Genomic DNA, 26143 nt, shown 5'->3' with positions numbered 1-26143 from the left:
TATGGATGCGATGGAGGAAATCATTGAAAATCTTGATACGACAAGGATTTCGGGCATGCGTGTCGAAGAAATGGGTATGGAAAATACATCGGTAGAAACCATCGAACAAATAGAAGTTTTACAACGACGCTGCGTGTCCTTGGAGCAAGAGAACGCCGAGTTGAAACAGCAAGTGAACCTGCTGCTTGAGCAACGGCGTCTGGATCGGCAAAAGCGTTTCGGAATGTCCAGTGAGCAGTCAGATGCTGACCAGATGCGGTTGTTCAATGAGGCCGAAGTGGCATCGGATGAAGAACCCGAGGCAGAAGAGCCATCGGTTGAAAACGCGACGCAAAAACAGCGTAAGAAGCAACCTGGACAGCGGGCAGCTATGCTGGCGCACCTCCCTGTTGAGCGGATAGAGTATCGCTTATCGGAAGAGGAACGTGTTTGTCCGTGTTGTGGTGGACTCATGCACGAAATGAGCGCAGAGATACGCCGAGAACTTAAGCATATTCCGGCGCAAACGGTCGTCGTTGAGCGTGTGCAATATGTCTACGGCTGCCGACCGTGTGAGAAGGTTGAAATTCATCCTCCCGTGGTCAAGGCGAGCACGCCACGCCCAGCGTTTCCGGGGAGTTTGGCGTCCCCATCCATGGTGGCTTATATCATGAACAAGAAGTTTGTAGAAGGTATGCCCTTGTATCGGCAGGAACAGCAGTTTACCCGACAGGGCTTAGCCATCTCTCGCCAGACCATGGCAAATTGGGTGGTGGCCGGAGCCACGCGTTGGCTCAGCCCCATATTCGAAAGGCTCCATGAGGAACTACTTACCCAGCGTTACTTACACGCAGATGAGACGACACTGCAAGTGCTGCACGAGCCAGGGCGGGCGGCCGATTCGAAATCATATATGTGGCTGTACCGAAGCGGGCGTGATGGGCCACCAATTGTTCTGTACGACTATCAAGAAACTCGGTCGAAGGAGCATCCGAAGAAGTTTCTTCAAGGGTTCAAGGGGTATCTTCACGTAGATGGATATCCCGGTTACCACGACCTGGAGAACGCCACACTGGTTGGGTGTTGGTCGCATGCCCGTCGCGGCTTCAATGACGCACTGCAGACGCTACCGGCGGCCGAGCAGAAGAAGCCTTCAACCGCAAGGAGCGGGCTTCAATATTGCAACGAGTTATTCAAAATTGAGCGCGGGCTAAAAAACGCCACTGCAGAAGAACGCCGAGCAGGACGGGAAAAGCAAAGTCGACCAGTGCTTGACGCTTTTTCAGCATGGCTTCATGAGCAGAGCGCACTCGTGTTGCCAAAGAGCGCTTTAGGCAAAGCGATTACGTATTGCATCAATCAATGGAGCAAGCTCGTTGTTTTCTTGGAAGACGGGAATCTGGAGTTGGATAACAACCGAAGTGAACGGTCGATTAAACCCTTTGTGATCGGTCGAAAGGCGTGGTTGTTCAGTAATACGCCGCGCGGGGCGAAGGCCAGTGCGATTACCTACAGTTTGGTGGAGACGGCGAAAGAGAATCGCCTCAACCCGTTTGCGTATCTCAGATATCTATTTGAGCAATTGCCCAACATCGACATCAACGATAATGACTCGTTAGATCAGTTCCTACCTTGGTCACCGCGATTGCCTGAGGAAGTACGTGCACCTAAAGGCAAATCATAAAACACGTGATTCCCCGTCTGACATTCAGGCGGGGAATTTTATCGATTGTCATTATTATTGCTACAACCAGCGAAGTCAAGTGTGTGGAGGATTTGACGCTTACTTATATACAATGTTAAAGCACCAGTTATCAAATATACTGGCACTCGCCATTGCCACTGCCATACCCATACTTTACAACTTATGGACTGTTGTAAAGCAACGCCAAGCAGACATCTTAGCCATATTTGCCATGTTCGGTTTTTTACTGGAGTTAGGTATATTGCTTATGCACGGTAGTGAACAGTTACTGTTATTGCGTGGATCGTTCGTCACAGGGGTGCTTGGACTGACGTTCTTGGTATCCTTGTTGTTCCCAAGGCCGTTGATTTACTACTTTGCGATTCGATTTAATTCATCCGAAGAAGGGCGTAACCATTTTTCTTCCCTGTGGAATCATTACGATTTCCGACGCAGATTGCGGATATTAACGGTAGTGTGGGGAAGCGCGCTACTTAGTGGGGCACTGCTTGGAGCCATCCTCGTCTACGCCATTTCCCCAACGGAATTTTTGATTGTCTCTCCGTGTATTACGTATGGGACTATTGGGGTAGCAATTGCATGGACACATTGGTATAGAAAAATGGCGGTGCGAAAGCTGTGAGTGCTCAAATCCAATTCACTGGGGACTTCTGCGGGGATGACTTTTGGATCGACGCGCAGAATCACTGAATCCGGATTGAGGCATACATCCGAACTTGACGGAGTATTTTTTTACGGGTAGGATGTTAAAGGCACTATTCAAATTGAACAAATTTAATCATCTAGGTAGACTTTCAAAAAACCATTTTGGGTTAGTTGACAGTAAACCGACAATTTTCGAAATGCAACGGTTGCGAAAGGGCCGTGCATTTTGAGGTTGTCGGTTTTTTTGTTGAAAAAATGAATTTGATGTCGGTTTTATCCGGTTGACAGGAGGTGCGGGATGCTCGTCACAGCATTTTTCTTATCTCTTACGATTTTGATGTTCAGCGCAGCTGTCATATTGCATCCACGTGTTTCCTTGGGCTTTGTTCGAATTCACGTTGGTATTAGCGTGCTGCCACCGCTGATTGCACTACTGAATCTTGTGACGACAAGTACGAATCGGATCTTTGGTCCTTGGCACCTTGATCCCTTAGCTTGGTTGACAACGTTATTCGTCCTTACAATCGGTTCAGTCGTACAGCGCTATTCGATCCGCCAATTGCTTGGGGATCGAAATTATCGAGGATATTTTACTTTGTTGACACTCACGACGTGTTCCGCTTCGCTTGCTTGGTTAAGCAATGATCTCCGCCTTTTGCTTGTCTGTTGGGGGGCTACGCTCCTTGGGCTGACAATGCTTATCGGGTTGAATCGGGAGTGGCGAATTGCGCGAACTGCGGCTGTGCGTACTGGCCGACTATTTGTACTGAGTTGGATGGTTTTGGCGATCGCGATGACCTGGCTTGCCCTGGTTACGGGACACTGGCAGTTCTCACTTGCGCTTGTCAAAGGCAACATCGCACAACTTGGTTCATGGGAGAGGGTAGGCATACCCCTGTTATTGGTGATTGCAGTGGCAATTCTAGCTGCACAATACCCTTTTCAGCGCTGGTTGTTGGACTCGGTCGTCGCACCGACGCCTGTGTCAGCCGTCATGCATGCGGGTGTCGTCAACGCGGGTGGAATTATCTTGACGCGGTTCGCGCCCGTTTTTACCGGCGATTTGGCTCAAATCCTTTTGATTGTAATCGCCAGTATCTCGGTATTGCTTGGGACCGGAACGATTTTGGTTCAAGTGGATTACAAGCGCCAGTTAGTGGGTTCAACAATTGCGCAGATGGGGTTCATGTTGATTCAATGCGCCTTAGGAGCCTATTTAGCAGCCATTATTCACGCGGTGTTACATGGCCTATTCAAGTCTGCTCTTTTCTTACAAGCCGGATCTGCGGTACATCACAATGAGCCAGCGGATGCGACGACAACGCCAAAACCATCACTTTTATTGAGGTTTGCAGGGCCGGTTTTAGGTCTTTTTGTGGGGATTGGTTTTTGGCGAATGGTCGAAGGTAGAGGTTTTGATATGATTAGCGCTTTACTCCTGGGATGGTCTGTGGCGTTTGCGTGGTCACACCTCGTGACCTTGGGGCTAGGGCGTATTGGGCGTACGGTGGGAATCGTTCTGTTGGCGGGATCGTTAATCGTGTTTGGCCTGATTCTTGCCATCTTCTATGTTCTGTTGCACGGCACCGTTCCCCAAGCAATCCAACCGCATCCATTCGCTGTCTGTTTGGTTTTATTCGTTCTTTTGACCAGCAGTGTGATAGGTGCGTGGTTGTCGCGCCATCCATCTTCTACGTTCTTCTCCGTAGTATATCTTTGGCTGGTACGATTGGGCGAGCCTCATCGCGACTCGGTCGAAAGCCATCCAAAGTATCTTGCAACTAGGCTGTACTCAAGGAGGTAAAGCGCGTTGGATGGAACATTAACATTACAGCAGCAAATGTCAGCATCGGATGTTTTTCATGATAGTTTCACCGATGACATAGATGATGTAGTGCGTTCTGCCAGTCGGGTCATCGTGCCGCTGGGGCCGATTGAATCTTTCGTGGCGCGTAGTCCTTGGGCAGGGCTTGAAGCACAGTCGTTTGAGCAAGTTGCACGGTGGCTCAAAGAGATTCGTGACGTAGATATGTATCCGAGCGCCTCGTTACTGCTAGATGCGAAGAATCAAGGTGAAATTGATTCGAAGTTTCTCGATAAAGGGTTACAACGTTGGCTTGATACACAAGCTCTAAAATTGCCGCGCGATGTTGCGGAACGGTTCTGTCGTGCTGCGCTTCAGTTGGATGACCTGCCTGCCAAGTTATTGGCAGAAGCACGTGTAAAGCGTCTCGCAACGAAATTGAATCATCTCGGGTTGCCTGAGATGAAGCGTCGCTCGCTACAAACATTGAGTTTTCGTTTGCAGCAGCAGCGTGGTGTAGAGGTGGAGCATGATCTGAATCGCCATTTGATTAAGTGGTGCAAATTGTACATTGGTGGATCCCACGCTGCTTGGTCACTGCCAAACCGCTCGGAAGGTTTCTATCAGGCGTGGCACCGTCTTGTACAATACGATCCCGCACTGAACCGCTCACAACGTCAGCTCCTGAAAGGTTGGCCGTCAGAGGCGACTGATGCGTTAAGGGAAGCATTAGCAGCCCTACATATTCCTCCGTCTCAAGTTCAGGAATACCTCGAGGCGCATTTACTGTCTTTGCCCGGTTGGGCGGGAATGATGTTGTGGCACTCGCAACAAACGCTAACAGAGTATTTGGCTGTCCGAATTTCTATGGAATGGGCGTTGATGGAATCTTTCCTGCCTTTACCGGAACAACAATCCGAAGAGCAAGCATTGCTGACTCGATTGATTGCCGCGTGGGCGCATTGGGGGGATTTTCGGGTTGAATCTTGGCTGCAATTATCCGCTGCGGAGCAAAAAGCGCGCCTGACGCTTGCCTATCGTTTTGACGATTTGGTTCGTCGTCAGCTTTGGCTGGAGGCATGGGAAGAAACCTACGAAGAACGATTACAAGAAATGATTCTCTCGAAACGGTCGATAGCCCATGAACAACAGTCTGTTTTAGCTCAATTGGCCTTTTGTATTGATACACGTTCAGAGCCCTTTCGTCGTGCCTTTGAAAAAGCAGGGCCTTTTGAGACGTTTGGTGTTGCCGGTTTTTTCGGGTTACCAATTGAGACGTGTGAACTTGGCCATAAACACAGTCACGCATCCTTACCGGCGATACTTAAACCGCAATATCAAATCAAGGAAGTTGCCTCTCAGGGCGATTTTGAGTCATATCAACAACGCCTACGAGCCGTAAATTCTGTGAAGCAAACGTTTCAAACGATGAAGCAAAACCTCTTGACGAGCTTACTGTTGCCAGAGGTTAGCGGTCCGTGGCTTAGTATGCAGATGTTGGCCCGTAGCTTTTTCCCGCGTCGGGCCGGTCGTGCCCTTGGGAAGCTGGGACAGGAATGGTTGCGAAAACCTTCTACGGGACTTTCGCTTGACTTCGAGCGCATGGAATCGGGATTACCGGTTGGTTTTTCTGAAGAGCAGAAAGTATATTATGTACGGCAGGCACTCAAAATGATGGGTTTGACTGAGAACTTTGCCCCATTAGTCGTTATTTGTGGGCATGGTAGTCAAAGCACGAACAACCCGTATGCCGCTTCGTTAGACTGCGGCGCTTGTGGCGGGGCGTCAGGTGCTTTCAATGCGCGCGTATTGGCAACCCTGTGTAACCAGGCACGAGTGCGGGAAGCCCTTGAACATGAGGGCATCGTTATTCCAGAAGATACGATATTTGTAGCCGCTGAGCATATCACGACGACCAATGAACTGCGCTGGCTGTACGTCCCTAAACTTTCGGAGGCGGCACAAGAAGCGTTTGATCGAATTCGGGCGGCATTGCCAGAGGTCAGTGCACACGTCAACGCAGAGCAATTAGCGCAATTGCCTCATCACGGTGTTCACGTAAAAAAACCGAAGCAAGAAGTACAACGTTTAGCGGAAGATTGGAGTGAGATACGCCCGGAATGGGGACTCGCGCGCAACGCCGCATTTGTGATTGGCACTCGCCGACTCACGAGGGAGTGTAATTTGGACGGGAGAGTCTTCTTGCACACTTATCACTGGCAAGATGATTATGACGGTGCTCTGCTCTCGAATATTATCGCTGGACCGGCGACAGTGGCGCAATGGATAAACCTACAGTATTATGCGTCGACCGTTGCACCCCACTATTTCGGAAGTGGAAACAAAGCCACACAGACCGTGACAGCGGGGGTGGGTGTGATGCAGGGGAACGCAAGTGATTTATTGTTTGGGCTTCCTTGGCAATCCGTTATGAAATCTGACGAAGAGTTTTACCATGCTCCCTTACGGTTATTGGTGGTTATTGAAGCGCCGAATGAATATGTGGATCGACTGATGGAGCATGATGCTGCGTTCCGACAAAAAGTTCAAAATGGGTGGATCCGGCTGGCGGTCGTTAACCCGGCAGGACGATGGGTGATTTGGCCCAACTATGAGCGCACAAGGTAGGGAGTTTATGACGAAATCAAAAGGTACAATTGAGTCCGAAATCAGCAGAGCTTTAACGCAATGGGAGAAAGATTATCTTGGGCGTGGGTCTCTTCAGGTGAAATCGGATATTTTACGGGATATGATCATTGTCACTTTACGCGGTGTCTTAACGCCTGCGGAATATTCTCTTTGTAAGGATAAGGAGGGGTTGATGTCGATAAAAAACATTAGAACCAGTTTGGTGGAATCAGGTGTTGAGGATTTAAAGGACATGATTCTTAACATTACTGGTTTTGAGGTGGTGAGCTTTCACACCGATATTAGCACGCGTACGGGAGAGCGGATTATGGTTTTTCGGCTTTCAAGCGATTTATCAAGCACTTTTTCATAAAAAAACGGGCCGTCTCAAACTTCGAGGCGGTCAAGTCACGGATGCGCAGAATTGTAGCTGAATCTCCGATGGCACGGATATAGAAATTGCGGGAACAGGCGTTTATGTCTCCGAGTTTGATGTTGAAATTTAGGGTGCGTGTGGATCTCACCCCTAAACATCAAACCGTGCTTCTGGCCCTTTCCAGTTGCTCATCTAATTGACGGGCTAGTTCCGGATTTTCGTAGGTAGCAATTTTTGAGTCGATAAGCTCAAGGTTTTTCTGTAACTCTTCAATTTGCTTCACAACTTGCTTGCGGTGTTCTTGAAGCAGTTCCTTTCGCTCGTCGATTGTTTCGATGCCTTGTTTACACCAAGCACTGTACTGTTTGATGTCTTTTATGGGCATTCCAGTGTTTTTGAGGCAACAGATCATGGCTAACCAGTTCAGATCTAACTCGGTGAACGTCCGATTCCCTGACTTGTTTCTTGAGATAAACGGCAACAGCCCTTCTTTGTCGTAATAACGCAGCGTGTGTGCAGACAGTCCGAATTTTTCAGCGACCTCATGAATGGAATAATTCATTTTGCTCCCCCACTTGACTTAGAGTTAACTCGAAGTACTACTCTAACCATAGACCACAGCTTTCGAGTTAGCAAGTGGCTGATGATTGGTGAAGGGGAGAATATGACGATGGAACAAGCACAAAAAATTGCGTTGGTAACTGGCGGCAGCCGTGGGCTCGGTAGGAATTCGGCTATTGCCCTGTCTAAAAAAGGCTTTGACGTGATTGTCACTTACCACTCACGAAAAGATGAAGCTGAATCCGTGGTTAAGGAAATTGAGGGGAACGGCCAAAAAGCTGCGGCGCTGCAATTTGATGCGGGTGACGTTGCCTCTTTTGATGCATTCATCTTGCGATTGACCGATGTGCTGAAAGAAAAGTGGAATACAGAACAGATTTACGCACTGATTAACAATGCGGGATTTGGAATACACAGTTCGCTTGCGGAGACTACGGAGGAGCAATTCGACAGCCTGATGAATGTGCATTTAAAGGGCGTGTTTTTCTTGACACAAAAGTTGCTTCCTCGCATTGCGGACAACGGAAGAGTCATCAACGTTTCGACTGGTTTAGCGAGGTTTACGTTGGCGGGGTATGGCGCTTATGCGGCTATGAAAGGCGCCATCGAAGTCCTGACGAGGTATATGGCCAAAGAGTGGGGTAGCAGGGGCATTCGGGTCAATGCAATTGCGCCTGGTGCGATTGCTACGGACTTTCAAGATGGTGCGGTCAGGGACAATCCGGATTTGAATCGGTTTATCGGATCGCAAATAGCACTAGGCAGAGTTGGGGAGCCCGACGACATCGGTGGCGTGGTCGCGTCTTTGTGCACCGACGAAATGGGTTGGGTAAATGGACAACGCATTGAGGCGTCCGGCGGTATGCTCCTCTGAGCGAAGCATTTCATTGCCATGTGGCAATTGATGTGATGGATTGTCTAAAGTGGCAGCTTTGCCATGCAAAAATCGGGTAAGCCATCGGAAGTTAACGGAGGTTGTGGTGCAGGTCCCCCTGAAGTGGGACCTGCTTTTTGTGTGGTCAATCGCTGATGCGGTCTAACTTGAAATATTACGGTGACGGGCAGGAGGAGTTCATACCTATTTTAAGAAATGTATAATGATACCTTTTGGGCTTGTAAATGACATATCAACATTGAAATCGAGGATTGGGGCGCGATTTTACAGTTGGCTTGGAGGGGTTCATCCAGAGTTTAGAGGTCGGGGCATAGCAAACGAATTGATGCGTAGACAACATGTTTGGTGTGAGAAACAGGGGTTACATGTGATTCGTACGCAGACACGTAACACTTGGCGCGATATGCTCATACTCAACATACGCAATGGATTTAATATTGTCGGCACACGTACGGAAAAAGGCGATACAACCATTCTTCTTGAGAAGAGGAGATCGCTATACAGGACGGGTTTAATCCTGAGGGCGGATCGAGAGATAATCAATTCGTGACGGTCACAACAGAATCGAGTCTATACGAGCACATCAGGCTCAGCTGGATGCCGAAGGTGACGGAAGGGTTCTTTTTTAGGGCAGAAAGCTTTTTTAACTTTGCTAGTTACATTGACGCTGCAGCAAAGGAATCATCCTATAATCCTTACTATTTTTACGGTGGGAGGTCCTTGCATGAACAATCCCATGGAGAGTCGTTCCTGAATCTTTTTAAGGGTCGCTTGTCAAACCGTAGACCTGCCCTGTATCTGCTTGATGAACCAGAGGCAGCTCTTTCCCCTGCACGTCAACTTGCTTTGCTGCGTATCCTTCACGATCACGAAATGTCTGGTCGATCCCAATTCATCATCGCTACGCATTCACCGATTCTTCTGGGGTATCCAGGCGCGACGCTCATGAGCTTCGATAGCGGTTCAATTGAACCCATCTCATATCGAGAGACGCCTCATTACATCATTACAAAGCAATTTCTCAATGCTCCAGATAATATGCTTCGTGAGCTATTTAAGGATGAATAATGGTGAGGCGGTCTAGTGACTGGGCTGTGAGAATCGATAGAGCTTTTCTTATGGAAAGTTTACAGCATTGTTGTGATGAGAAAGTTTCAATAACTGGAGAGAAAATGCCGCTTCAGTGGGGGGAGAGACTTGCGTATTCGGAACCATCTGTTGGTCGTCGCATCTATCGTTTTGTCGGCAGGTGCTGTGGGTGGTTGCTCTGCGGCGAGTCAGAGATACTCTGGGATGGGTACAGGACATGTTACCGACAGAGCTAACGCAAATGCAACGTCACCAGTGAACTCAGGTAATGTCCCCATAAACCTTGCTTCTTTATCCCCTACAGGCATCCCAACAACTACAGACAAGAAACAGGTCTTTACGGAAATATGGAATTTGTTCAATGAGAATTATCCGAACTTTGAGATGAAAGGCGTCGACTGGTCAACAGAAAGGATAAAGTATGAGTCAAAGGCAATTGACGCGGGCACATGGCCTCAATTTTTTTCAGTTGTTAACACAATGATTCATGACTTAGACGACTCGCATTGTTACTTGATAGGTGCCCCGTCGCCTACGACCTATACACCACTTATCCTAACCGCTTGGTGCAATGGGCAGGTTGTTGTGATGTGGTCTTATGATTCTTCGAAAGTGCCAGTTGGTAGTGTTGTGACAAGTGTCGATGGAGCCGCCGTGTCGACGCGGTTAAGTCGGCCTGATTTCAGTAGCGGATACATAGAGGGCGCGGGACAAGAGGCCCTGATGACGGATTCGAATCATCCGGAGCAATTGAGTTTTAGGCTTCCTTCAAGCCATCAAACGCGTACGGCGACAGTTCCGGTGTATCCGTTAAACGGATCTGCGGTGGCCGGACTGAAACATATCGCGAAAAGCGCTTGGGCAGTTCGACCCGGTGCTACCTATGGGGATCCAATCGCAAAAGGGGATCTTTCATTTCGCGTAGCTTATTTAGGAAATGATATTCTATACGTTTATATTCCAGCGATGGAGCCACCGGATAACACGCAGGGGGGTGAGGCGCTCGCAAGTGAGTTTCAACATGTATTGCAGCTCGCTTTGCATTCAAAGGGGATGGTTATAGATATTAGAGGCAATAGTGGTGGGGACATGTGGCCGGCTCTTTGGTTTGCTCGGCATTTGTACAGTGGTATAGAAAGGCCAACCGAAGTGCGTTTCCGAACCAGCGAGTATGTTCAGTTGCCTTCACAATTGACAGATGGAACTCAGCGTATCGCTTTAAAAGCGTCCGAAACGCAGGCGTCCGCAGGCTTTACAAAATGGGGCGTTACACAAATTTCTCCACTCGCTCCGAAACTCAACATTCCAGTTGCCCTTCTGACGGACGGGTGGAATGTCTCGGCTGCGGAAAATTTCACGGTTTTTATGAAATCTGCGTCGAATGTGTCCACTTTTGGAAGTGTTACTGGTGGATCGGATGGTTCTCCACAAACCTTTCCTGTTATGAAAGGTGTAGAAGTAAGCATTTCAACGTGGCAAGAACGTGTGATGGCCACAGGTTTACCCATCGAGGGATTTGGCTTGCACCCGGATCATCCAATTTACATGTCGGATGCACAAGTCACCGAGGAGATGATTCGGAGTCAACAGGGAAATCCGCGGCAAACGATGGATCATGATTCCGTTTTGCAAGCTGCACAGGCCTGGGTAGAACAGCAGGTAAAAAACGGGAGGATTGAGGAAATGCGCGCATCCGCATCGGAATTTTAGCCAACAGAAACGCGGGCTGTGCCGCAGGAGCACCGATTAGTCACGGTGGCTCCTGCGTGCCGCTCGGGTTGCGAGGTGTGCTTGGCGAGCTTCTCGGACGGCCTCTGGGTGGCGTAGTGCGAGCATGCAGGCACGCCCGAGTAGAAGCCCGGAAATGGAAAACAGATAGGGCAATGAGCTCGATTGGCCGTGAAAGGCTGCGCCGGCACCCAACAGTGGAACGAGTAGGAAGCGCAGGCCGTATCGAATTGGAATGGAGAGCAGCCAGAATAAGAGGGCCTTCCAGGAGCCAGCGACCATCCACTGCCCATTTTCCTTATATACGCGTGTCATATGTCCCCGAATGAAGCCGACGATGAGACTGAGAAGGAGCGTCAAGATGAGTGAAACCCATCCGGCGAGTTGAACCGTTGAATTACCGGCAGCTTCATAGAATGCGTAGGCGGAAAATAACAAGGGTAATATTAATAACCGACCGCTCAGGGGCCGTGGTACCAGCTGTCTCTGTACAATGATTGCGAGGATGACGATGCCAAGAATAATGTCCTTCGCCATGGGCAATTTTATCGCTCCTTTATCCTGTTATTCGTAAACAGGATACAGCGCGAACAAGCGCACGGCGTCTACACGAAGATATAACTTGATGCGTGGATGGATAGGGCCGTATATCTGTAGATAGATGCGCCGTGATCTATCTGGTGACGTTCGCCATACAGCCGAGCCCTATTGTACGATACCGCGGCGCAGTGCGAAGACGACTGCTTGCGTTCGGTCATCCACCTCAAATTTCTGGAGAATCCGGTGCACGTGTGTTTTCACTGTGCCCTCCGAGATATGTAATTTGCGGGCGATTTCGTCGTTGCGCAGTCCCCAGGCCATTTCCTGAAGTACTTCCAATTCTCGTTCTGTCAACTCATCGGCTGCAGATGGGTTGTCGAGCGCTTTGCTCTGGTTCGGTTGAGATGCTGGTGCCTGTGCAACTGTCGTTTTGATCTCTGTCTGATTTTTGATTGCCCGGGCTAATGCCTCTCCTGCAGCGGCTGTACGGTAGAGTGCTTCACCGCGATAGACCGCCCGAATACTGTCCATCAGTTCGGCTGCATCCGCGTCTTTTAACAGGTAACCGACAGCGCCTGCGCGAATGCCGTCGTATACGTATTCGACTACGTCAAATGTGGTCAATAAGAGAATCTTTGTATCTGGTATCGCCTCGATAATCCGCCGTGTCGCCGTTAGCCCGTCGGTACCGGGCATTTGCACATCCATCAAGATGACATCGGGGCGGGTCTGAAGTGCCTCACGCACGGCCGCATCGCCGTTGTCGGCCTCACCTGTAACCTGCATATCCGGTTGGGCGTCGATGAGGTAGTGCAGCCCTTCACGAATCAGGCGCTGATCATCAACGATTAGAACCCCAATTCGCTGGTTCGAGTCATCTTTCATATTTGATTCTCCTCATCTATTGGTTTGCTCCACGGCAGTATGGCTTCGATTTCCAGGCCATGGGGATAAACTGCGGACCAGTTGAAGGTGCCGCCGTGATCTTCGCAGCGGGATCGCATACCGTGCATACCAAAACCCTCTTGAAGTGGGAATCCCGGTTTCATTTGACCATCGTCTGTGACGTGCAGACGAATATAGGTTTGATTTGATTGTTCCATGCGCTCAATTCGGATTTTGACCTGTTGTGCACCGCTGTGCCGGACGACGTTCGTGAGTGCCTCTTGAAGCACTCGGTATACGATCACGCCGGTTTCCAAGGGCAAGTCATCTAATTCCGCAGATGCATGAAAGGTAATAGACAATCCACTGTTCGCTTTGACGCTGTCGACCAGCGCGGATATCGCTTGCATCCCGGTGATGGGGGAAGCATCTGCGACCTCTCGGACGGATTGGCGGACCTCTTCCAAGCTGTGTCGCGCGACGGTTATGAGATCTTTAATTTGTTGCTCCGCGCCGTCGACATCCTGGCGAACGCGGTATTGTAGGGCTTGCAGTTGCACGACGAGCGAGGTTAAGGCGTGTCCCACGCTGTCGTGAATGTCGCGTGCAATCCGGTTTCGCTCCTGCACGACAGCTAATTGCATCGATCCGATGGATACCTCCTGTAAATCTCGATGCGCAGCTTGCAGGGCTTTGTGGGCGCGTTCGAGACGGAGGAAATATTGTTCTTGAGCAGCCCGAGCTTGGCGGCGCAGGTGTCCATTGCGCGTGGCTATGAAAGTCGCAAGAAATCCCATTGTGTATCCGATGTAGGCGATGCTCATATTGCCGAACGGCTTGATGAAGACGAGCAAGGTGAGAAAGCCCACCATTGCGACAGCGGCTGTCCACCAAGTATATGGGGCATTGAGTCGTGAACCGGCAATGCCAACGATAAAGAACAGCATGCCAGTGCCTGTGACGTCGCGTTGGATGAAGATGGATATCAAGACATGCACGATCACGACGCCAATTCCGATGCTTGTTCGTAGAGACTCAGACAGGCGGTACGACATCATGACGAGGATGGCAATGCACGAGATGACACATTCCCCGATGGAAGCGAATTGAATGACTTCACTCCCGCGCGTCATGGGTTGCCACATAGCACAGACAGCAAGCACAATGAGCGCGACTCGGCGGAAGACAACAGCGAACGCTTGATGATTTGTGCTTTGGTTCACCGCATGCATTCCTCCTTGGGTTAAGCGTATCACATACCTTGGATGACTTGCTTCTATGCTTGGTGTGGATCAGGCGTTGTAGATAACCTCGTACGTTGCGACTTGTGCTTGGCCCGCCGTATGGCCTCGACCACCATGCGCGGCTGCAAAGTGTGGGCTTTGAATCCAGTCTTGAAAGTGTTGCTCTGACTCCCACATCGTGCTCACAATTGGCAATCGGTTATGGGCTACGTACATGCCAATCACCTCCATGTACTATTCTAGGCTATGATTGGGCATCCGTCTTGGGAAGAGGGGGATGCAGATACGACGCTTCCCCTTGGATTGGCAAACAGGTTTTTTTATCATATCATGATTTAGTGAAATGATGATGTGAGGTGGCAGAGAGATGCGTGACACGGTAGATGCTTCCTTAACAATTCGAGCCAAGTTTTTTCGGGGATTGGCTGATCCGTCGCGTTTGGCGTTGTTGCTGGCGCTTCGCCCAGGAGAAAAGACAGTCAGTACGCTGAGTGAGGAAACAGGCCTTTCCCAGAGTAACGTGTCTAATCACCTTGCCTGCCTCAAGGATTGCGGGCTCGTCGTCAACCGCCAGGAGTGGAGACATGTGTATTACCGAATTGCGGATAGCAAGGTATTGACACTGTTGGATATCGCGGATGAAGTAGTCGCTGAAAATGCCCAGCGCATTGCAGATTGTGTGAATTACTGTGCGCCAGAAGAGACACCGCGGGGGTGAGGAATTGTGGTGATGCGGCAACATGCGATATCCGTACGCAAAGGCGTCTATATCGAGTTGATATCTGTCTTTTGGATGATTGTCGAAGCAGTTGTGGCCATTGGTGCGGGGGTAGCGGCCCACTCTCTGGCACTGATCGCGTTTGGGGCGGATAGTGTAATTGAACTTGTCGCAGGGATGGTCTTGTTGTGGAGACTGACGATTGAAATGAATGGGGCAAGTGTGTATCGCGTGGAGCGCGCGGAAAAGGTATCGTCGTGGGTCGTTGGCGTGGCGCTGTGGTTGTTGGCTGTGTACATCGTCGTAGCCGCGATACACGAGTGGTGGACGCATCATGGAGCGGAATCGTCTGGGCTTGGCATTGGACTGGCAATTGTTTCGGGAATTCTGATGCCGATTTTATCGGGTGCAAAGAAGCGCATTGGTTCTACAATAGGGAGCAAGGCGCTTCGGGCAGATGGCGCCTGTAGTATTGTCTGTGCCTATATGGCTTGGTTTGTTCTCGGTGGCGTCGTACTCACCGCCCTACTCGGGTGGTGGTGGATAGACAGCATTGCCGCGTTGGCCTTGGTGTATTTTGTCGTCAAAGAGGGCTTCGAAGCCATTCAAGAAGCAAGGGGTGTCCCGGATGCCTGCGGGTGTGGATGTCATGACGATTAAGTGGCTTGTAGGATAGAGTGAAATCCTAATTTCAGTACATCAGAAGTGGACACAAATCCAGGTCTTTTGCGCGTACTGGATATGTGTCCACGATATTTGTGAATGATTGATTCCCTTGTTTCGCTTCTGCTGGCGGCCTGTTCTCATGTCGATGCCTTTTGATTGAGGATGCTGTCCGTCAATACACTTGATTTGTCCCCATAGACTTTCTCGATATGTTGTTCTCCCCAAGCACACAGCATGTCCAAGATGCCCTTCAAGCTCCATCCATACTCGGTTAATTCGTATTCCACCTTTGGCGGCACTTGATTGTAACTGATGCGATTGATGACGCCATCCTGCTCTAATTCACGCAACTGCTGCGTGAGCATTTTTTGTGTAATTCCCGGCATGAGTCGTTTAAACTCGTTGGTGCGTTTTTTGCCGTGGGTAAGGTGACAAAGAATAACGCACTTCCACTTCCCACCGATTACCTCCAAGGTCGCCTCAACCCCAATATTGTATTTCTTCGGGTTATCCATGGTCTTCCACCTCCTGATTTTATGGGAACTTTTTAGTACCTATATAACTTCAAAGTACGTACTATTCTTTCGGTTATATAGGCATCATAATGGCTTTCACCGGTAAGTCAACAAACATTTGTGCACAGATGTTGGATTTTTGGGTGGTGATTGATATGGATGGACGAAAAAGTATACTCGCTCTCATCGCATTGGCAGTGAGTGCATTTGCAATTGGGACGACAGAATTTATCAGTGTTGGGCTCTTGCCGCTGATTTCGAGAGACCTACACGTTTCTATTACTACGGCAGGACTCACGGTGACACTCTACGCGCTTGGCGTAACGTTCGGTGCACCAATTCTCACTTCGTTGACATCGCGTATGGCAAAGAAATCTCTTCTCCTTCTCATCATGATATTTTTCATGATTGGAAACGGCATCGCCGCAAGCGCTGGAAACATTGATGTGCTGCTTGTAGGGCGCGTGCTCGCTGCATTTTCTCACGGCGTATTCATGTCGATTGGGTCTACCATTGCGGCCGATCTCGTCCCGAGCAATCGCCGGGCGACTGCCATTTCCATCATGTTCACTGGACTCACTGTGGCCACTGTGACAGGCGTGCCCTTCGGTACCTTCATTGGCCAACACTTTGGCTGGCGCTTGACGTTTCTCATGATTGTTGCCATCGGCGTGATCGCGTTTGTGGCCAACAGCCTGCTTATCCCTTCCGATTTACACAGGGGAGGCTCCACGAGCATTCGCATGCAAAGCAAGCTGTTCGCGCATGGACCGTTATTGCTTGTGTTTGCCATCACGGCACTGGGATATGGGGGCACATTTGTCGTCTTTACGTATTTGTCTCCTCTTTTGCAGCAAGTCACACACTTCTCGAGCCAAGCGATTGCAGTCATTCTGCTCATTTACGGTGTGGCCATTGCGATCGGGAACACAATTGGGGGGAAGGTGGCAAACCGAAACCCAATTCATGCATTGCTGATCATGTTTATCGCGCAGGTTGTCGTTTTAGCTATCTTGAAATTTGCACTTCCATTTAAAATTCCGGCACTGCTCATGGTGTGCCTGATGGGGTTGTTCGCGTTTATGAATGTGCCTGGCCTGCAACATTATGTGGTCATCCTTGCGAAACGACTTGTGCCGGAAGCTGTGGATACCGCATCCGCAATCAACATTGCGGCCTTCAACGCGGGTATCGCGATGGGGTCTTTCCTTGGGGGCGTGGTGACAAACTCGGTTGGACTCGCCGATACGACTTGGGTTGGTGCATTGATGATACTGTTGGCTGTATTTTTAACCGGTTGGAGTCGTGCTTTGGAAAGAAGATATCAAGGGGCGTCCGAGATGGAACCACTTTACCAGTGAATCAGGCTGGTTTCGTATCAAAAAAGATGCTGTACGAGGATATGATGATGGGACAGAATCTACAAAGCCGCGTGACGTTACACAATGGGGTTCAAATGCCTTGGTTTGGGCTAGGTGTGTTTAAAGTGGAAGAAGGCAGAGAACTAGTTGAAGCAATTCAGTCAGCGGTGGGATACGGGTACCGCAGTATCGACACGGCGGCTATTTACGGGAACGAGCACAGCGTTGGACAGGGCATCCGCGAGGCGCTCTCTGAGAATGGGTTGCAAAGAGAAGACATCTTTGTGACGTCGAAGGTTTGGAATGCCGATTTGGGCTTTGAATCCACGTTGGCAGCGTATGAGGCCAGCCTCAATCGGCTTGGGCTGAACTATCGCAGCACGGCGTGATCACCATTCCGAAATCTACAAAAGCGCACCGAATTATCGAGAATGCATCCATTTTTGATTTTGAATTGACCATCGAAGATATGGAGCAGATTGATGCGTTAAATCGAGATTTTCGCGTGGGGCCAGACCCGGATAACTTTGATTTTTGATTGGAATCTGCACCATTCGCAGGAACACGGAGTACCACCGCAGCCAACGTCACTGCTGGCTGCGGTGGTGCCATTATTAGGCTGTCTTCTATCTTGTCTTAGGCGCTTTGCGAATCGGTAAGCGAATGGTAAATGTCGTACCTTGCCCCACTTCACTCTCGCACGTAATCGAGCCACCGTGACGTTCCACAATGGACTGTGATATTGCAAGCCCAAGGCCCGCCCCGCCATGCTTACGCGAACGGTCCGTATCAATTCGATAAAACCGTTCGAATAAATGTGCCAGATGCTCGGGGGGAATACCTGTACCATTATCCATCACGGATAGGGATACACTTTGTTCCGTTGATTGCGTCTCTTTCACTAAGGATATTTTAATTCTTCCACGGATAGCGTCTGTGTGCGCCACAGCATTATGGAATAGGTTGAGTACGACTTGTTTCATTCGATCACTGTCGTACACCATACGAACTTCGTCGTTTGCTATGAGACATACCTGCCGTGATCCTGCTAGCACATGTAGTTGAGGTTCCATGTCTCGGATCAATTGATCTAGACGACTCTCCTTCAAGTCGAGCGGACGTTCCTCATCGAGCCTTGCCAACGTGAGTAGATCTTGAACCAGTTTCGACAAGCGTCCCGTTTCATTCAACATGCTGCGAAGTGCTTTGTACAACTGGTCGGGATTATTGGCCGCACCTCTCAACAATACCTCGACAAACCCATGAATGGATGTGAGCGGCGTGCGTAACTCATGGGAAGCATCAGAAACAAACTGACGCATTTTCTCCTTTGACCTTCGCTCAGACTCAAATGCGTCAGAGAGTCGTTCCAACATGGAATTAAACGATGACGCAAGCACTTCGATTTCGCTTTGGGCTTTCTTCAGGACAATTCGCTCATCCATGTTGCCCGCATCTACTCGTTTGACTGACGTCGTCATTTGTGACAGTGGCACCAGCGTGCGTCTTAACGTAGGTAAAAAGGTGAACAGTCCAATGATTAGCGCACCAATGCCCAGAAAAATAAAGGTCATTAATTGCTGCATCAATACGTGTTTGAGATCTCGTAGGCTCATGCTAACCTGGACGACACCAATATGTTGATCTTTTGGACCAACTGGTATTAAAACAACGATATCGCGTGCCCCATTACTGGTAGTGACAACTTGGTAGTGCTTTTCGTGCTTATCATCACTCACATCATTCAACACGGATAGATATGTCGAGGTACTTAAACGCGGTGCAGGGTCAGCATCGGGTGCGCGAAAAATCGTTTGATAATTTCCGTTCACGGTGATGAAGGATACCGTTGAATCGTGAACAGTAAATTCAAACTTTCGGGCGTCATTATCTGTCTGGTGGGCAGGTACCCCATCTGCGTTAAGCCAACTCTGGACTGGTACAGAACGAATCTGATTCTCGATATTTTCAGTTGTATTTTCATAAAGAAAGTGACTCATAAAAACGTACTGAAAAGCGCCGATGAGAATCAGTAATCCAGACAAAATGAGCAAGCAACGGGACAAAAGCTGATATTGTAGGGAACGAGGCGTTACCCACTTCTTCAGGAACGACGAAATCGCTGATATCATCATACGTCTACACGATAGCCCGAACCGCGTACGGTTCGAATGTGCTGGTGTTCAGTATCGTTTAGTTTTTCTCGCAAGGAGCTGATGTAGACTTCAACAATGTTGTCTTGTCCGGCGAAGTCATAGCCCCAAACCTGATCTAAAATCTTTGCCTTACTGAGGACAATCCCGTGATTAATCACGAGATACTTTAATAGCTCATACTCGGTAGGCGAAAGCGAGAGTTTATTTCCTTGAAAAGTGACTTCTTTTCGTGCATCGTCAATCCGGTACGGTCCTACCACCAGTTCATTGAGTAACTGTGGGAATTGATTGCGAATCCGCGCGTGGATTCTTGCCAAAAGTTCTTGAAAGCTAAACGGCTTGACCATGTAATCATCAGCGCCTAGCGTGAGTCCCTTTACGCGGTCGTCCACGTCGTCTTTCGCAGTGAGCATGATAACGGCCACATTCTCAGTCTTTTTTAACAGAGTGCATACTTCGAAACCGTTCATACCTGGCATCATGATGTCTAAAATCACGATGTGTGGATGAAATTCCTTTGCCTGATTGATGGCTGACATACCATCGGAAGCCGTTGAAACCTGAAACCCTTCATTCTGCAGTCCTAACTCTAAAAATTGGAGGATGTTTTCCTCGTCGTCCACGAGGAGAATTTTCACGTCAGAACACTGGTACATGGGTCACATTCCTTACGTGATGTAATTTATCAAAGTAATGGACTTCATTCGTTTCTGTGGTTTCACAACCATACAGGAACGTAAGAACCGTTACAAAGGTCTCAAGTGTTGTGGTCGCCTTCCCGTCAAACGTTTCACGACAATGATGACGAGTAGGATTGAAGGTACACAGTAAATCAGAGATGACCACAACTTACCTGTATCGCTTCCCGTGAGTATGCTGTGGATGGTCACTAAGATGAACATAGGGAAGGCGCCAATGTGAATGGCCCTCCATATTTTCACGCCTATTTTCTCACGAAAATAAGACGTTACAATCAATAAAAGCCAGCCATATAAAACGAGTATGCCGATACCGGTCGGTACGGTTCGGTAGGAATCAATAAATGGAATCAGGATAGAAATCCACGTGAATAGAATCGACTTGTCAGAATATAAGCCCCATAGATGAAAAAAGAGAAACGGGAAGACCAGTATCGCGGAATACTGATGCACCTGTGTGGCCAATTTCCTGATTTTCAACTTGTCCCAAATACCACTTGTACTAGACGCACCTAACAAGACGGCTAAGGAGAGTAAACTGTACGCTGTAAATCCGGACGATCTCGCCATGTACCAGTACATTTTATTTGACTGCGCTGGTGCTGAATACATGACGTGTGTAAGGAGGCTGGAAGCGGCAATCACGACGCCAACGAGTAGACACGTATAGACGAATGGGAAACGTTGCTGCCTTGTCATAAGTTGCATGATTTAACCACCGTTCCATTTTGAGTGATGATGACCCACCCGGCACAATCCTGATTGTTTAACCACGGAATTCCTTTTTCTGTTCCCATGATCAGTGCCACTTTTGCCTGAACTTCTGCGGTCACCAGATTACGGTGAATAACGCTACAAGATATCATGTCTGATTGAACGGGAACGCCTAGGAATGGGTCAATGATGTGATGAACAGTTTGTCCGTGGTTTTTCCACGTTCTTTTGTAAGTTCCGCTCGTGGCCACAGCTAGATCATGGATGTCCAGTAGTAGGATATGGTCGTTTGTATCAAATGGGCTGCGAATGCCGACGCTCCAAGATCGAGTACCGTTATACCCGTCGCAGATCACGTCCCCACCTGCATTACACACAAATTGGTGCACTCCTACACTTCGCAAATCACTTGCAATTTGCTGGACAATCCATCCCTTGGCAATGCCACCTAAATCAATCTGATAGCCTGGTTCAAGCCATACTTGATATTCGGTCCCTTGAATTCTCAGGTCGAATGGGCAGTGCATGGGACTTACATACGGTATCTCGATCACGGGCCGAACAGTGTTGTCGTCGATTTGTTCAAACGGCACGCTATACCCTAATTGCTTCATGACAGCACCTAAGCACGGATTGAACAAACCGCGGGTCGTAACGAAGAAATCCTTTGCTAGTTGGAGAACTTCATATAGGCACGGACGAATCTGTATCCATTTTCCCGTTGAATGATTTATGTGATTTAGGTCACTGTCTCGATGAAACCGTGTAAAGATGGATTCCAACTGAGTCATTTTTCTAGCTGCGTCGGCGAGAATTCTCGAGCGCTCGAAATCGTCGCCGATACACGAATTGGGGATCTCCATATAGATGTCGGTTCCCATTGCTCGAAAGGTCCGAGATGTCATGGTTTAGTCCTCCTATGAGGCAGACGAAGACGTATCCGGGAATGGCTGCTGACTCTGTGTAACGCCGCCTGACTGTGAATCAGAGCCAGCCCCGTAGCCCGAGCTACCCGTTCCAAAATTTGAGTCAGACGATCCCTCGTCCTCACTCGATGACGATTGCGACGTTTGGCCATTGTTCGTATCGTCGTTGGAGGCAGACGAGGGCGAATTCAGGCGATCTGTTTGATATTGTTTTACGGCGTTTTGGAGTGCGGCTAGGGTTTTGGAATCCACTTCGCCTGTAACAGGCAATCCGTAATGAGATTGAAATGCCTTGATGGCACTTGTTGTGACCGGCCCGTAGTACGAAGTAATCGTATGGTTGAAGAAGCCTAGTTCAGCCAACTGTTCTTGGATATTTGAAATCTGGCGATTTGTCATGCCTTCTTTAAACAACACACCACTGTTTGCATTCGACGTAACACTTGTCGATTTGGCTTGAGCTTGACTAGCACTGGCGTTCGCGCCCGTTTGGGCGATGTCGTGCCATATTCCAAAAAAGCTAGTGAAGGAAAAGACAGGCAGGCTCCATGACAATCCTCTCATCCAATTACGCATTCGGATTTCCCGTTTTTCGCGGATTGCTTTCTTTTCCTCTGGTGTCACCGTTTCTCTACTCCCTTTCAGGATGTGCTTGGACGGAAAGCGCGTGATTGCTCATCACATTTCGTTTTTCAAAATTGGGAGAGACGCAGCGTTCAGTCAAACTATTTTTACTGTAGGAACCTGAGGACGATTTGAAGGTTAGCTGAAAGTTTGCTGAGCGTACGTATTGTCCTGAGTAGGTATACCCTTTGTTGTGGCAGCGTTTGAATGCGAATTTGCAAAGCTGAAGAAAAATGAAATTCACCACTTGCATACGAAATTCAACCTGCTTACAATATGAATTGAAGTTAGCACTCACCTCCGCCGAGTGCTAACAAAATCAAAATCATGGAAAAGGGGATGTTGTCTATGAAGTGGCGGAACTCGTTGGCTGCGGTCATCGGTGCGTGGTTTATCGTTGCTCCATGGGCTCTCCAATTCTCCGGAAACACGACAGCCGTGTGGTTGAGCGTGGTTCTTGGGGCCATTCAACTGCTGAGCTCTGCGTGGGCAGCGTATGCGAAGCAGTCAGGCGGATGGAAACAGTGGCAATTATGGGTATCGATTGTGACAGGTGTCTGGTTTGTCATTCAGCCATTTATCTTCTCTCTTGATGTTGCAGAAACGTGGATTAGTGTAATTCTGGGCGTTATCACTGTGGTCTTGCATGTTTGGACGATGGCCGTCAAAGAGGATGCATCTACTGACAAAACAAAGGGCGGTCATCACGCGCATGCTTAATTTGGAAGGGTTGCCTGTCAGGCAACCCTTCTATCATTCATTTCGCAGGTGGATCAGTGATTAGAACTGTTATAAAAAATTTACGATGTTTGAAGTAGTGCGTTTTGGGCTCTTAATAGGGCCTGCTGTAAGGATGATTCCACTGTGATTTTATGAATGAAATTTTGGCTGGAGTTCAGCAATTGCTTTGCGAGTTTCGCGCTGATGCCGGTCAGCACAGCCTCGCACCCCAAAAGCGTAATGCCATTGATCACGCGTTCAAACGTCTCTAATGAAATGTCATTGGTGACGATGGTGCCGGAAAGATCAATGAAAATCTTATTTAGATTTTTGTTTTCCAATTGGTCCAGAAGTCGTTCTTCAATAATATTCAATCGCTCGTTATCTAATGGACCAATGACTGGAAACACGGCAAAACCGTCAAAGAGCGGAATCACGGGTACACTTAATTCTTCAATGACTGCTCTCTGTGAATGACTGCTCTCTGTGAATGACTGCTCTCTGTGAATGCAACACATCTTCTCTATACTTTGTGAAACTCACGTTAAAATGAACAATAAAATTATCTAGGGCGTCACTTGTCTTGTCGGCGATTGCAAATACCGCTGCGGCAGTGATGTCTTTGTCGCGGTAGTATTCCTCCAGGAAACGCCATATGATTTTTCTCAGCGCATAAAACCATTCCATCTTCGAGATGATGGGGATATCCGACTTGGCCCATGCGATGCCTCGCTCCTGCGCCATTTCGATAATATCCTGCGTCAACCCGTCGTGAACCAGCTCGGTGATTTGAAAGGCGTGATCGAGCAAATCCTGCTTTGTCACAAATTTCGATTTTGACACGATTTCAAAGGTGGTCTTCGCTTCGTGTTCTAATAGTTCGCTAAATGCTTTTTGATTTATCCTGAAAAAATCCCGGATGTCCTGTGCCGGATGTAAATGAATGTCCATCCTTGGGGTGATACCTCCAAAATCTGTGGTTGTGTAAAGTGGCGACACTGGCATGCGTATGGTAAACGTGGTTCCATGCCCTAATTCGCTGTGGACGTCGACACTTCCGCCATTTTCATAGAGAACGGAGTAGACTTGGGCTAGTCCCATTCCAGTGCCATCTGGTTTTGTGGTGAAAAAAGGGACGCCAATTCGACTGATGTCCTTCTCAGCAATGCCGACGCCGGTATCCGTGATGGTCAACTCTACGTAATCGTTGATGCGGCGGTGTGTCAGTGAGACAGCACCTGTTGTCTCGATGGCTTCGCAGGCATTTTTAATGAGATTGAACAGCGCTTGTTTAATTTGATTTCGCTTACCACGGATTTTTGTCGATTTGTCGAACCAATGTTTTTTGAATTGAATACGGTAGGAATCGTGTTGGAAAAGTGATAAAATATTTTCCAATTCGACACACAGCGAAAAATCCGTAAGGGCTTCACTTTGCAGTGATGGTTTTGATACAGTAAGCAGGCTTTGAATCGTAGCGATTGCTTGGTCCAACTCTGAGAAGATAACATCCCAATGTTTGTAGTCATATTCTTCTTTTAGGAGTTGTAGCAGCCCCTTGACAGAAGTAAGCGGGTTGCGCACTTCATGGGCGACGCCTGTAGCAATTTCCCCAACTGACGCCAAACGACTAAGAACCTCCGCATCACGGAAGGAGGTCTCGTTGTTGTCCAACTTTATTCCCTCCTGTTATACACATACTACAGTGATGTAGCACTCGACACGGTGATCATTATAGTATTTCGCCTAGTTGCAACAATAGTAAAACGCGACAAAAAAAGATAGTGACTAGAGAGAAGTACATACGCATTGATTAATATTTAGACTTAGTCTAAAATTATATTCATAAGGTGAACGAAAGAAGGGGTGGCATATGGCAATCGTTTCTCCGACGGAACAATTTGACACGATGAGGGGCAAGGAAGCGCGATCGGATGTCAGTGCTTGGCTTGGGGATGCCATATACGGGATCAACGACGGCTTGGGTGCGATTTTTGGCATGATTGCCGGCGTTGCGGGATATACGGCCAATGGTCATACGATTCTAATGTCTGGGTTATTTGGGGCGTTGGCGAGTACGTTGTCGATGGGGGCGGGGGCTTGGCTTGCGACCAAGTCTGAAAACGAGTTGATGGAGCGGGCCTATGTACGAGCTAGGGATACGGTTCGCGCGCATCGTGGACAAGCGCTTCGCAGGTTATCCACGCGATACGAAGCGAAGGGATTTGATGCGCGGGACGCGAGGCATATCGCTGAGGTGATTGGTCGGGATGATGAGAGATTTGTGCAAACGCTGATTCAAGAAACAGAGGGTCACCCTGCATCAGTAAAAGGGAACCCGTGGTCCTCAGCTATGTCTGGTTCAATTTCGACCTTCGTTGGTGCTATCGTACCTTTACTGCCGTTTTTCTTCCTGACGGGAACGGCGGCACTGATTGTTGCTGCGATTGTATCCATCATGGCGCACTTCGCGGTTGGTGCTTCGAAGAGTCTTGTCACCGTTCGCTCCTGGTGGGCGAGTGGATTTGAAATGATGATGGCCGGTGTCATTGTGGGCGTTGTGTCGTATCTCCTTGGGTTGCTGGCCAATGCATTCTTTAGTTGATACGAAACAGGGACCCTAGCCCACCGAGGTGACACTATTTGATTTCCGAAGGCGCATGCGCGGCGCTGGGCACTTCGCTGGCATGTCCTAATCAGACATCTCATCTGAACATCCGCTGGCAGCACTTTGTCGAGGATTTGTTGCGTTGACCGGTGAAAATGTAGAGGAATGGTCAGCATGTGTGTTGGATCAAAACTTTCGATTAGGTAAAATAGAACACGCGCGCATCATTCGTCGTCTCACAAGACAAACGTTTTATTCTTGGACTATATGAATTCAATTAGATTTTTGTCGCCGGATGTGATGAAATAAACAGTGGCGCGCGTTCTGTATAGAGGAGGTCAGCTAGGGACCCGAGAAG

26 protein-coding genes and 1 pseudogene are annotated in these 26143 nt (G+C 48.8%); 14 read left to right on the top strand and 13 right to left on the bottom strand.

The genetic code is table 11. The annotated features are described in order from the left end of the window. The first annotated feature begins 70 nt into the window (after window positions 1–70). The 5 genes from tnpC (at window position 71) to K1I37_RS20430 (ending at window position 7134) form a co-directional block, all read left to right on the top strand. Window positions 71–1663: an IS66 family transposase gene (gene tnpC / locus K1I37_RS20450; protein ID WP_146824594.1), complete on the top strand. Its 1593-nt coding sequence runs from the start codon at window positions 71–73 to the stop codon at window positions 1661–1663. Between the two features lie 112 nt (window positions 1664–1775). Continuing rightward, a complete protein-coding gene (locus tag K1I37_RS20445; RefSeq protein WP_322790884.1) occupies window positions 1776–2306 on the top strand; it encodes a VC0807 family protein in 531 nt (176 codons plus the stop codon). Window positions 2307–2627: 321 nt separating this feature from the next. After that, a complete protein-coding gene (locus tag K1I37_RS20440; protein WP_021295141.1) occupies window positions 2628–4133 on the top strand; it encodes an NADH dehydrogenase subunit 5 in 1506 nt (501 codons plus the stop codon). Window positions 4134–4169: 36 nt separating this feature from the next. Then, the gene (locus tag K1I37_RS20435) at window positions 4170–6761 is read left to right on the top strand and encodes a DUF2309 domain-containing protein (protein WP_081653945.1); all 2592 of its coding nucleotides are present in this window, start codon (window positions 4170–4172) and stop codon (window positions 6759–6761) included. 7 nt (window positions 6762–6768) lie between these two features. Further along, the gene (locus tag K1I37_RS20430) at window positions 6769–7134 is read left to right on the top strand and encodes a Na-translocating system protein MpsC family protein (RefSeq protein WP_021295143.1); all 366 of its coding nucleotides are present in this window, start codon (window positions 6769–6771) and stop codon (window positions 7132–7134) included. A gap of 160 nt (window positions 7135–7294) precedes the next feature. Here K1I37_RS20430 and K1I37_RS20425 read toward each other — a convergent pair whose 3' ends face one another. Continuing rightward, the gene (locus K1I37_RS20425) at window positions 7295–7699 is read right to left on the bottom strand and encodes a MerR family transcriptional regulator (RefSeq protein ID WP_021295144.1); all 405 of its coding nucleotides are present in this window, start codon (window positions 7697–7699) and stop codon (window positions 7295–7297) included. Window positions 7700–7807: 108 nt separating this feature from the next. On the opposite strand from K1I37_RS20425, the gene K1I37_RS20420 reads away from it, so the two are divergent. The 3 genes from K1I37_RS20420 to K1I37_RS20410 all read left to right on the top strand — a co-directional run bounded on the left by K1I37_RS20420 (window position 7808) and on the right by K1I37_RS20410 (window position 11392). Beyond that, window positions 7808–8572: an SDR family NAD(P)-dependent oxidoreductase gene (locus K1I37_RS20420; protein WP_021295145.1), complete on the top strand. Its 765-nt coding sequence runs from the start codon at window positions 7808–7810 to the stop codon at window positions 8570–8572. Window positions 8573–9199: 627 nt separating this feature from the next. Next, window positions 9200–9661 (top strand): AAA family ATPase, encoded by a 462-nt coding sequence (locus tag K1I37_RS20415; protein ID WP_236613818.1) that lies wholly within the window; start codon window positions 9200–9202, stop codon window positions 9659–9661. Window positions 9662–9790: 129 nt separating this feature from the next. Beyond that, a complete protein-coding gene (locus K1I37_RS20410) occupies window positions 9791–11392 on the top strand; it encodes a S41 family peptidase (protein ID WP_081653941.1) in 1602 nt (533 codons plus the stop codon). Window positions 11393–11428: 36 nt separating this feature from the next. Here K1I37_RS20410 and K1I37_RS20405 read toward each other — a convergent pair whose 3' ends face one another. The 4 genes from K1I37_RS20405 to K1I37_RS20390 form a co-directional block, all read right to left on the bottom strand. Continuing rightward, window positions 11429–11947, bottom strand: a complete 519-nt coding sequence (locus tag K1I37_RS20405; RefSeq protein ID WP_152498713.1) for a hypothetical protein — start codon at window positions 11945–11947, stop codon at window positions 11429–11431. Between the two features lie 168 nt (window positions 11948–12115). Next, the gene (locus K1I37_RS20400) at window positions 12116–12835 is read right to left on the bottom strand and encodes a response regulator transcription factor (RefSeq protein WP_021295150.1); all 720 of its coding nucleotides are present in this window, start codon (window positions 12833–12835) and stop codon (window positions 12116–12118) included. After that, on the bottom strand, window positions 12832–14058 hold the full coding sequence (locus K1I37_RS20395) for a sensor histidine kinase (protein WP_021295151.1): 1227 nt from the start codon (window positions 14056–14058) through the stop codon (window positions 12832–12834). The genes K1I37_RS20400 and K1I37_RS20395 overlap by 4 nt, the downstream gene beginning before the upstream one ends. Window positions 14059–14127: 69 nt before the next feature. Beyond that, window positions 14128–14295: an antibiotic biosynthesis monooxygenase family protein gene (locus K1I37_RS20390; RefSeq protein WP_021295152.1), complete on the bottom strand. Its 168-nt coding sequence runs from the start codon at window positions 14293–14295 to the stop codon at window positions 14128–14130. 151 nt (window positions 14296–14446) lie between these two features. On the opposite strand from K1I37_RS20390, the gene K1I37_RS20385 reads away from it, so the two are divergent. Both K1I37_RS20385 and K1I37_RS20380 read left to right on the top strand, forming a co-directional pair. Then, entirely contained in the window at window positions 14447–14797 is a 351-nt protein-coding gene (locus K1I37_RS20385) for an ArsR/SmtB family transcription factor (RefSeq protein WP_021295153.1), read from the top strand. 12 nt (window positions 14798–14809) lie between these two features. Further along, window positions 14810–15457, top strand: coding sequence for a cation diffusion facilitator family transporter (locus K1I37_RS20380; RefSeq protein WP_031217868.1), 648 nt, complete (start codon window positions 14810–14812; stop codon window positions 15455–15457). 143 nt (window positions 15458–15600) lie between these two features. On the opposite strand, the gene K1I37_RS20375 is transcribed toward K1I37_RS20380, so the two are convergent. Beyond that, the gene (locus K1I37_RS20375; RefSeq protein ID WP_021295155.1) at window positions 15601–15978 is read right to left on the bottom strand and encodes a winged helix-turn-helix transcriptional regulator; all 378 of its coding nucleotides are present in this window, start codon (window positions 15976–15978) and stop codon (window positions 15601–15603) included. Between the two features lie 155 nt (window positions 15979–16133). Here K1I37_RS20375 and K1I37_RS20370 point away from each other — a divergent pair, with 155 nt between their 5' ends. Next, window positions 16134–17339 carry an MFS transporter gene (locus K1I37_RS20370; RefSeq protein WP_021295156.1) on the top strand — a complete coding sequence of 402 codons (1206 nt, stop codon included), beginning with the start codon at window positions 16134–16136 and terminating at the stop codon, window positions 17337–17339. A 47-nt stretch (window positions 17340–17386) separates the two neighbouring features. Continuing rightward, a pseudogene (locus K1I37_RS20365) lies at window positions 17387–17877 on the top strand (aldo/keto reductase). An 88-nt stretch (window positions 17878–17965) separates the two neighbouring features. On the opposite strand, the gene K1I37_RS20360 reads toward K1I37_RS20365, so the two are convergent. The 5 genes from K1I37_RS20360 to K1I37_RS20340 all read right to left on the bottom strand — a co-directional run bounded on the left by K1I37_RS20360 (window position 17966) and on the right by K1I37_RS20340 (window position 22457). Further along, window positions 17966–19474, bottom strand: coding sequence for a sensor histidine kinase (locus K1I37_RS20360; RefSeq protein ID WP_021295159.1), 1509 nt, complete (start codon window positions 19472–19474; stop codon window positions 17966–17968). Next, window positions 19471–20151, bottom strand: coding sequence for a response regulator transcription factor (locus K1I37_RS20355; RefSeq protein WP_021295160.1), 681 nt, complete (start codon window positions 20149–20151; stop codon window positions 19471–19473). The genes K1I37_RS20360 and K1I37_RS20355 overlap by 4 nt, the downstream gene beginning before the upstream one ends. 90 nt (window positions 20152–20241) lie before the next feature. Continuing rightward, on the bottom strand, window positions 20242–20901 hold the full coding sequence (locus K1I37_RS20350; RefSeq protein ID WP_021295161.1) for a ferric reductase-like transmembrane domain-containing protein: 660 nt from the start codon (window positions 20899–20901) through the stop codon (window positions 20242–20244). Continuing rightward, window positions 20889–21812, bottom strand: coding sequence for an FAD:protein FMN transferase (locus tag K1I37_RS20345; protein WP_021295162.1), 924 nt, complete (start codon window positions 21810–21812; stop codon window positions 20889–20891). Before K1I37_RS20345 ends, K1I37_RS20350 begins: the two co-directional genes overlap by 13 nt. 12 nt (window positions 21813–21824) lie before the next feature. After that, window positions 21825–22457 carry a peptidoglycan-binding domain-containing protein gene (locus K1I37_RS20340; RefSeq protein ID WP_021295163.1) on the bottom strand — a complete coding sequence of 211 codons (633 nt, stop codon included), beginning with the start codon at window positions 22455–22457 and terminating at the stop codon, window positions 21825–21827. A gap of 348 nt (window positions 22458–22805) precedes the next feature. Between K1I37_RS20340 and K1I37_RS20335 the strand changes: the two genes are divergently transcribed. Next, window positions 22806–23177: an SPW repeat protein gene (locus K1I37_RS20335; protein WP_021295164.1), complete on the top strand. Its 372-nt coding sequence runs from the start codon at window positions 22806–22808 to the stop codon at window positions 23175–23177. A gap of 80 nt (window positions 23178–23257) precedes the next feature. On the opposite strand, the gene K1I37_RS20330 is transcribed toward K1I37_RS20335, so the two are convergent. Together K1I37_RS20330 and K1I37_RS20325 are read right to left on the bottom strand one after the other, a co-directional pair. Next, on the bottom strand, window positions 23258–23614 hold the full coding sequence (locus K1I37_RS20330) for an STAS domain-containing protein (protein WP_021295165.1): 357 nt from the start codon (window positions 23612–23614) through the stop codon (window positions 23258–23260). Window positions 23615–23630: 16 nt separating this feature from the next. Then, on the bottom strand, window positions 23631–24851 hold the full coding sequence (locus tag K1I37_RS20325) for a two-component system sensor histidine kinase NtrB (RefSeq protein WP_021295166.1): 1221 nt from the start codon (window positions 24849–24851) through the stop codon (window positions 23631–23633). A gap of 199 nt (window positions 24852–25050) precedes the next feature. Here K1I37_RS20325 and K1I37_RS20320 point away from each other — a divergent pair, with 199 nt between their 5' ends. Beyond that, window positions 25051–25782: a VIT1/CCC1 transporter family protein gene (locus K1I37_RS20320; RefSeq protein ID WP_021295167.1), complete on the top strand. Its 732-nt coding sequence runs from the start codon at window positions 25051–25053 to the stop codon at window positions 25780–25782. Window positions 25783–26143: the final 361 nt, after the last annotated feature.

Origin of the sequence: Alicyclobacillus acidoterrestris, assembly GCF_022674245.1 — a bacterium.
In the GTDB taxonomy this organism is placed as follows: Bacteria; Bacillota; Bacilli; order Alicyclobacillales; family Alicyclobacillaceae; genus Alicyclobacillus; species Alicyclobacillus acidoterrestris.
Note: the sequence above shows the minus strand (reverse complement) of the source record. Positions and strands in the feature narration are given on the sequence as shown.